This window comes from [Lactobacillus] rogosae, from assembly GCA_900112995.1.
GTDB classification, from domain to species: Bacteria; Bacillota; Clostridia; order Lachnospirales; family Lachnospiraceae; genus Lachnospira; species Lachnospira rogosae.
Genome location: FONU01000027.1, coordinates 25734 through 33025 on the forward strand (window position 1 = coordinate 25734; position 7292 = coordinate 33025).

A 7292-nucleotide genomic window follows, 5' to 3' on the forward strand; every position below is an offset into this window, starting at 1 on the left:
AGAATCCTGCTTCGCAGGATTCTCCGCCTGCGGCGGGACGCTTTAGCGGCATCTACATTACCGCCGCAGTACGAACCTGCCCGGAGGGCTTTTTATGCAATAGGAAATTCCAGAGGATTTCCTATTGCATAAAAAACAATAGTCTGTTGTTCTCGCAACGACTATTATAACTCTGCCTGTAAGCCGGTCTTCTGACTCACAGATCATAAGCAATATCCGCCTTCCCAGAACAGCTTATATAAAGCTTATTCCAGTGGCATATATGGATATCGCCTCCCTGTATACAGCAGCGGAACTGTTCAGGATTCACACCTGATTCCCTGAAATACTTATCGTACTTCGCTTACAGTGATTATTTCGTTATCATCTGGATTTATATCCAGCGTTCATTATTTCATATTATTACTAGAAATGCAATTATTAATTTCAATTGTTTTTCTTTTTTCTTTTTACTATAACGGTTGTGAGATATACATCAGCATTTTCAAGTTCTTCAAGGCTGTGATATATCTTTTCACTATCCATTCCACAGTTAGATACTGCATTTATCTCATACATTTCTCCTGCTTCCTGTCGTGCGCGCAGTGCCTTAACTAACTGCTTAAGACCTCTTCCTGACTTCATATATATAAGTGTTCCGTTATATGAAAATGTATTCTCTATATTATCTGATGATGGAATAATATGTATCTCTTCGCCCTTCTCGCCTAAAGATATGCCAAGCCTTGCCGCAACAGCACAAAATGACGGAACTCCGCTTACTATCTCAGCCCTCCATCCATTAGCCCTCGCACGCTTATGCATATACATATATGTAGAATATATGCTTGGGTCTCCGATTGTAATCATTCCAATCTTCTTACCCTGATAAAGATATTCTTCAATTGCTTCATATATCTTATTATGTGAAATTTCAAGCTTTCCTTCATCCTTAATCATAGGAAACGGCATACACAAAACTGGCTTCGTGGAAATTTCACTACAAGCCTGCTCTGCTATGCGGTACGCATAACATTCTTCCTTGGATACTGCTGGAATAACTATTAAATCGCACGACTTAATCACTTCCAGTTCCTGTAATGTCATCTGCTTAGGATTGCCTGTACCCACTCCAATGCCATATAATATTCCACTCTTTTTATCAGGCAAATTATCTGTATCTGATACATTTTCTAATGCTTTCACTGCCTTTTGCAAATGTGATAAATACACCTGACGTACTGCTGGATATTCACCTATACCCTTTATAACACATTGTGGTGTGTATCCATTAGCTTTTAATATAGTGGCAAAGGACTCGTCATCTCCTGCCATATCATTATTAGCGTGGTCGCCTGCAACTAACATAAGCGGTGCAAGAAGAACACCCGTGTTGACAATTCCTTCTTCTCTCATATCGCTAATTACATCTTCAATTGTTCTCTTTCCCTCAACTGTTGCGATATATACAGGCTTTCCTGCGTATTCCCTTAACGCCTGTTCCATTACCCTGTAACTGCTGTCAGCCATATGCTCTGTTCCGTGTCCCATAAATATCAATACTGAATTACCAGTAAGCTCTTTTAACGACTCCCACAAAGCCTTGGCAACATCTGTATAATCATCAGCATTTGCCAAAAGTGCATCAGCTACAACTACCTTATTAAATAAATGCCTGCACTCCTCTACTGCATTTTTCATCTGGTTATTCTCAATTCCGTCTATTACGTGTGTTGGAAATACAACAACCTGTGTTACGTCCTGCTCTTTTAAGCTTATAAGTGCCTCAAGCGGACTTTTCGCATTAATATGTTCCTTCTCCTGCATATGCTTTCTTACAATTGTGCTTGATACTGCCTCTTCTACAATTGTATCCGGATAAAGCATACTTACCTGTTGCTTAATAGCTGTAATATTCTTAGTTCTTGTATCTGTATAAGTTGTTCCAAAACTTACAATTAAAATAGCTTTCTTCATCGTATTTCTTATCCTTTATCTCATCTTCTTTGATAAAAATTGTATTATATGATCATAATTCTCAGGAATATGCGGAAATGTACAATTGGTACAATCCTTGATACGCTTTCCACTTGCTCTTGTTATATAATTCGGCGTTCCCAGACAATCAGTATAACAATTCATAGGACAATAACAAAAAAGGCAGTTAAAATCCTGCCCTTCTTCTATCTTATGGCAAGGGTAATACTTACACTGGTCATTCTTAAAATACCTGTAACTGTTCTCCATTACATCTGTCTCCTTATGTATTATGCTTAATACTATACTCTGCCACGCTATTTTAATGCAATACCATAATAATATTTTATTGCTGGTTACTCAAACTGTGCATTTCTTATGTTTTAATAATACCAGTTCTTATATATCAGCAAACCTTTCTAAAAATGGGATAAAACAGCCACGACTTCTGTTAAGTCAGATGCAAAATATATATCTTTCTGACGTTCATTAGTTGACAATCCCATTGCAATCATATGAGACAGAAATTCTTTAATACTGTCATAATATCCATTAAGATTGTAGAATATGCACGGTGCTGAAAGCTGGTTAAGAGATAACTTTGACATAACTTCAGTTATCTCTTCAAGCGTACCTGTTCCACCCGGAAATGCTATAAAAGCATCACCAAGTTCTATCATCTTTGTCTTTCTCTCTGTCATATCTTTAGTTACAATCAGTTCTGTTATCTCGTCATACTGAACTTCTGCCTCTACAAAGAACTGTGGCTCAACGCCGGTTACTCTGCCACCTTCCATAAGCACACTTTCTGCAAGTTCGCCCATAAGCCCTGTCTTAGAACCACCATATATTAAAGTGTGTCCATTTGCTCCTATCCATTTTCCAAGTTCCCTTACAGCTATTGAAAATGTATCATCTATGCCTTTGTTAGCTCCTAAATACACTGTTATGTTCACTTTGTTATCCACCTATTCTTTATTAATTCAGGTTATTTGTTTGGCACTGATATGTAATTATCTTCATTAATATCGCTTCATTTTTTCAGAGAGTGCTTCAGCTTCTATTTTATCTTTCTCCAGCCCTTTTTCTAACATCATACTTTTATCTCCATTCTGTAAAAATCACGCTTTTATAAAATGATACTTAATAAATTACTTAACGCAAATCTCTATACTCTGCTTTTTACAACAATTATTTCTTTAATTATATCAAGATACATTTATCTTGTCACGGCTTTTTGTAACAAATGGCACGAAATAATAAATAATTCCAAATACAGCTATACTTCCCAGCATAATGCCAATCATCTGATTTACACTTACCACATTTCCCTAAAATACCGGATTGCAATCAAGAGTGTCTCTTATTGCATCAACAATACTATTTTATTTAGTGCTCACTTTTCAAAAGCTGTTGAAGAATATATAGATTACTACAATAATAAAAGAATTCAGGCAAAGACAAAATGGATGCCACCTGTGCAATACAGGATAGCATCCATGCGTTCAGCCTAATTCATAAATATTATTCTGGTTTCATTTCATACATAAATTAATTCTACTTTCAGTTTTATTTGTTTTATGAACCTGTTCTATACTATCTGATCATAATAGGCAAAAGCATTTCTCATGAATTTCCTATATTTTCTCGTTTTTAATGTTAGATTCCACCAAAACATTCCCTAATTTTCTTGGAAATATCAAAATCAACAAAACCTTTCTGTGCCATGTCATCGAGCATCTCACACGTTTTTTCGTGCGATAAACCTTTCTTATATGGTCTGTCCTCGGTTAATGCCTGATAAATATCAATACATGCCATAATACGTTCCGGTTCATTTAATTCAGCTGCGGTTTTTCCAAAAGGATACCCTTTTCCATTTAATTTTTCATGATGGAAAGACGCCCAATCTCGTATTTCTTCAAAATCTTCAACTTCTGATAATATAATATATGTATAACCAGCATGATTTTTCATTTTTGAAAATTCATCATCCGTAAGCTTATCCGGTTTTTCTAAAATTTCATTGTCTACTGCCATTTTCCCAATATCATGCAGTGCACCAGCCAGATACATTTTTTGCACATTAATAGAATCAAATCCTATATATTGAGCAAAAAGAGCTGCTTTTTCAGCCACTCCTATAGAATGTCTGCTTGTAAAAGAAGATTTATAATCTACAATCTTTGCAAAAAAATCTGCGACATTTTTACACGTTTTCCAATCGAAAACCTGTTTTTGTCTTGGGATAATCTCCCATAGCTTCATTTCAAAAGAATTATCACTTAAACACGTAAAAGATTCGAAATGTGTGAATGCATGAAAAAAGGCATTCACACATTCTGAATCGAATAATCCATCCTTATTTTTCAAAAGAAACTGACATATAAAATTCCAACTGTTATTTCCAGATCCTGTGTTATTTCCTATAATATCAATGGTATCTGCAAGATGAATAATCCTTGCAAACAACGGAATTTCATTCCACTTTTTTTGAAAAGGACCTGTTCCATCGGCATGTTCATGATGATACAAAATCACATTTGACACATCTGTTTTAAATGGAATTTTAGTAATATTTTTTTCTCCATAAATACAATGAAGATTTGTTTTTTTCTCGGATAAATCTTTTTTACAATTAATGACGGAATCCTTTTTCAGTTCTTCCGAAATATATTGTGTCAAAGCATTATCATGCAGTAAAGCACACATGGCTAAATCTTGTAACTCATCACCTTGAATTTTCCAATATTCTGCCATACGTATACTTATATAAGCCACTCTTTTTCCATGTTTGTTTTTGATATTTACAAACTCTGCTTCTATACAGTCCAAAGCATAAGAACAGGCTCCTACAAGTCCGATGATATCTATACTTAGTTCTTCTTTCATTGGTATAATCCTATCTTAATACATTTATGCTTCTTTAGCGGTCAATATAAACAGTCCATAACTCAACTTATACATTGCTTTCCTATCCATACTGTTCCTCCTTTACCTTCTCCCTGCATTTCGGGCAAATACCTTTAAATGAAATATCATAATCCACAAATTCAATTCCATGAGTGTTATGAATTCTTTCCAGCAAATCCGGTATTTGATCCATATCCACATCAAAAATTTCACCGCACTTTATACATCTTACATGGTAATGATTTTTCAATGTAAAATCAAATCGGTTTGGTCCATCCGGAACTTCAACCTTTCTTAATGCACCTTCCTCTACCAATATATCAAGATTTCTATATACAGTTCCTTTTCCAATTGTTGGATATTCTTCTTTTATAAATTCATACACTTCATTTGCCGTAACGTGTCTTTTCATCTCATACACAGCGTTTCGTACTAAATCTTTTTGAATGGTATTTCTCCTACTTGTCATCTGTCCTCCTTGTTAGGATTAGTTCTTAATAAGGATTATATACCACCATTATCCTGTTGTCAATGAAAATAGTAATAATTCTCATTATTATAAAAATTTCCAAACTGAGCATCTTTTACCTGAATAACTATTTTATTTTACATTCAAATACATATTCTGAATCTGAAGATAAATCAGACCTAAACGAATATCCGAGTCTGTCAAATTTCTGAATCTCCACCGGATTTTCAATATTATTTTCCGCTATGAATCTGACCATTTCACCACGAGCCATCTTGGCATAGGTACCTTTTGTTACCAATTTATCTCCGGATAACTCACAAAATACAATCGTAATATATCTGTCCTGTGGTGTCAGATACTTTTCTATACATTTTGAGTATTCTTTTGATGCAAGATTAATGATAATCCTACTGTCATCGATTACTGAGCGGTATAACAAGTCTCTCCAGTACTCATACAGATTTTTTGCATCTCCAATTCCAACCTTTGCCTGCATTTCAAGACGATAAGGAGTCACACCATCCATTGGTTTTAAAATGCCATAAAACGCAGACAGGATTCTTAAATGATTTTGCAAATACTCAAACTGCTGGATTTCAAACACAGATGGTGCCATATATTGAAATGCAATCCCTTCATATGCTAAAACAGCCGGAGTAAGCCCGTTATAAAGATCCATATTTTCCAATCTGTTAAAGTTCTGCTCTGCAATCTTGTCATTACATTTCCAGATAGCTTTCAGTTCTTCTTTTGATTTGCTTTTCATCCAGTTTAATACTTCTGCTGTCTTATCAATATAGACAGGCAGTTCAACCGGTGCTAAGTTATCGGTATCTACAATCATCTTTTTTGCAGGTGATAAAATAATCTTCATTATGCCAATTCCTTAAGCATATTTTCAGGATCATCTGCCGCCTTGACTTTATCATTTGCCTTTATAATGATTCCCTGCTCATCAATAAGATATGTAGTTCTTACTACACCCATAGATACTTTTCCATAATTTTTCTTTTCTTTCCAGACATCATATGCTTCAATAACTTTGCGCTCCGGATCTGCTAATAACGTAAATGCCAGTCCATATTTTTCTTCAAATCTCTTGTGAGACGCTACAGAGTCCTTGCTTACTCCGAGAATAACAGCTCCCTTCTCAGTAAACTGTGGATAACGCTCAGAAAAGCCACATGCCTGCTTCGTACATCCTGGTGTATTATCCTTTGGATAAAAATATAAGATCACTTTTTTTCCTGCATAATCGCTTAATTTATGCATTTCTCCATTCTGATCCGGCAATTCAAAGTCCGGTGCTTTTTTTCCTACTTCTAACATATTTTATTCCTCCACTTCTTTCAATTCCATCTGTTTTCTTGTCGTCTTATTGCCAGAAATCATTTTTTGACCAGAATAGACTGCCATAATCAAGCATATCAGAGAGCCAAACGCAAAGTATTTGTGTGCTGCTTTTAACCCTTTATATCCTGTATAAAAAGTTCCAACCATTGTAACTATTGCTCCAATTGACCAATATTTATGTGCTTTCATAATACACCTCCATATTTTATTATCAACATCATAATACAACAATTTATTATTGTGAACTACCCATTGTCTTAAGCCAATAGGCTTCCTGCTTCATCGACCTCGTAACCTACTATCTCCACAGGCGTTAATTTGGGCAGTCCCTGCCCTATATATTTCTTTATGCTATTTGTCTTAATCCTTCTGTCAGTATATTTTTTGCGGCATTGATATCCCTGTCATGTTCTGCTCCGCATTTCGGACATATCCATGTCCTCACTGACAAATCTTTTGTATCTGGATTCTGATACCCGCAAACAGAACATAATTGACTACTAGCATAAAATGTATCTATTTTGATGTATTTCCTGCCATTCCATTTTGCCTTATACTCTAACTGTCTTGTCAGCTCATACCATGATACATCACTTAT

General features: G+C 35.3%; 9 protein-coding genes, 1 pseudogene and 1 riboswitch. Of the genes and pseudogenes, 1 reads left to right on the plus strand and 9 read right to left on the minus strand.

Annotated features, from left to right (window positions below; genetic code table 11):
• Positions 1 to 164: 164 nt before the first annotated feature.
• A riboswitch (cobalamin riboswitch) is annotated at positions 165 to 362 on the minus strand.
• 64 nt (positions 363 to 426) lie between these two features.
• From cobI to BM157_RS11380, 3 genes are all read right to left on the minus strand, one after another.
• Complete coding sequence (gene cobI / locus BM157_RS11370) at positions 427 to 1956, minus strand: precorrin-2 C(20)-methyltransferase (RefSeq protein ID WP_090141211.1); 1530 nt, start codon at positions 1954 to 1956, stop codon at positions 427 to 429.
• 15 nt (positions 1957 to 1971) lie between these two features.
• The gene (locus BM157_RS11375; RefSeq protein WP_055174446.1) at positions 1972 to 2226 is read right to left on the minus strand and encodes a cysteine-rich small domain-containing protein; all 255 of its coding nucleotides are present in this window, start codon (positions 2224 to 2226) and stop codon (positions 1972 to 1974) included.
• Between the two features lie 149 nt (positions 2227 to 2375).
• Positions 2376 to 2912: an LOG family protein gene (locus BM157_RS11380; protein WP_090141213.1), complete on the minus strand. Its 537-nt coding sequence runs from the start codon at positions 2910 to 2912 to the stop codon at positions 2376 to 2378.
• 450 nt (positions 2913 to 3362) lie between these two features.
• Between BM157_RS11380 and BM157_RS13105 the strand changes: the two are divergent.
• A pseudogene (locus BM157_RS13105) lies at positions 3363 to 3470 on the plus strand (IS3 family transposase); the annotation flags it as partial.
• A gap of 145 nt (positions 3471 to 3615) precedes the next feature.
• On the opposite strand, the gene BM157_RS11390 reads toward BM157_RS13105, so the two are convergent.
• The 6 genes from BM157_RS11390 to BM157_RS11415 all read right to left on the minus strand — a co-directional run.
• Complete coding sequence (locus tag BM157_RS11390; RefSeq protein ID WP_090141215.1) at positions 3616 to 4848, minus strand: HD-GYP domain-containing protein; 1233 nt, start codon at positions 4846 to 4848, stop codon at positions 3616 to 3618.
• 82 nt (positions 4849 to 4930) lie between these two features.
• Positions 4931 to 5338 (minus strand): Fur family transcriptional regulator, encoded by a 408-nt coding sequence (locus BM157_RS11395; RefSeq protein WP_055174441.1) that lies wholly within the window; start codon positions 5336 to 5338, stop codon positions 4931 to 4933.
• Positions 5339 to 5465: 127 nt separating this feature from the next.
• Positions 5466 to 6215, minus strand: a complete 750-nt coding sequence (yaaA, locus tag BM157_RS11400) for a peroxide stress protein YaaA (protein WP_090141217.1) — start codon at positions 6213 to 6215, stop codon at positions 5466 to 5468.
• Positions 6215 to 6670, minus strand: a complete 456-nt coding sequence (bcp, locus tag BM157_RS11405) for a thioredoxin-dependent thiol peroxidase (RefSeq protein ID WP_005604299.1) — start codon at positions 6668 to 6670, stop codon at positions 6215 to 6217. The genes yaaA and bcp overlap by 1 nt, the downstream gene beginning before the upstream one ends.
• A 3-nt stretch (positions 6671 to 6673) precedes the next feature.
• Entirely contained in the window at positions 6674 to 6883 is a 210-nt protein-coding gene (locus BM157_RS11410; protein WP_090141219.1) for a DUF6219 family protein, read from the minus strand.
• A 157-nt stretch (positions 6884 to 7040) separates the two neighbouring features.
• Positions 7041 to 7292 (minus strand): RNA-guided endonuclease TnpB family protein (locus BM157_RS11415; RefSeq protein ID WP_090141223.1); only part of this gene is annotated, 252 nt, incomplete at its 5' end.

Bases quoted from the DNA above. Each gene is read 5' to 3' on its own strand.
- cobI (WP_090141211.1), bottom strand. From the start codon at position 1,956: ATGAAGAAAGCTATTTTAATTGTAAGTTTTGGAACAACTTATACAGAT.
- BM157_RS11375 (WP_055174446.1), bottom strand. From the start codon at position 2,226: ATGGAGAACAGTTACAGGTATTTTAAGAATGACCAGTGTAAGTATTAC.
- BM157_RS11390 (WP_090141215.1), bottom strand. From the start codon at position 4,848: ATGAAAGAAGAACTAAGTATAGATATCATCGGACTTGTAGGAGCCTGT.
- BM157_RS11395 (WP_055174441.1), bottom strand. From the start codon at position 5,338: ATGACAAGTAGGAGAAATACCATTCAAAAAGATTTAGTACGAAACGCT.
- yaaA (WP_090141217.1), bottom strand. From the start codon at position 6,215: ATGAAGATTATTTTATCACCTGCAAAAAAGATGATTGTAGATACCGAT.
- bcp (WP_005604299.1), bottom strand. From the start codon at position 6,670: ATGTTAGAAGTAGGAAAAAAAGCACCGGACTTTGAATTGCCGGATCAG.
- BM157_RS11410 (WP_090141219.1), bottom strand. From the start codon at position 6,883: ATGAAAGCACATAAATATTGGTCAATTGGAGCAATAGTTACAATGGTT.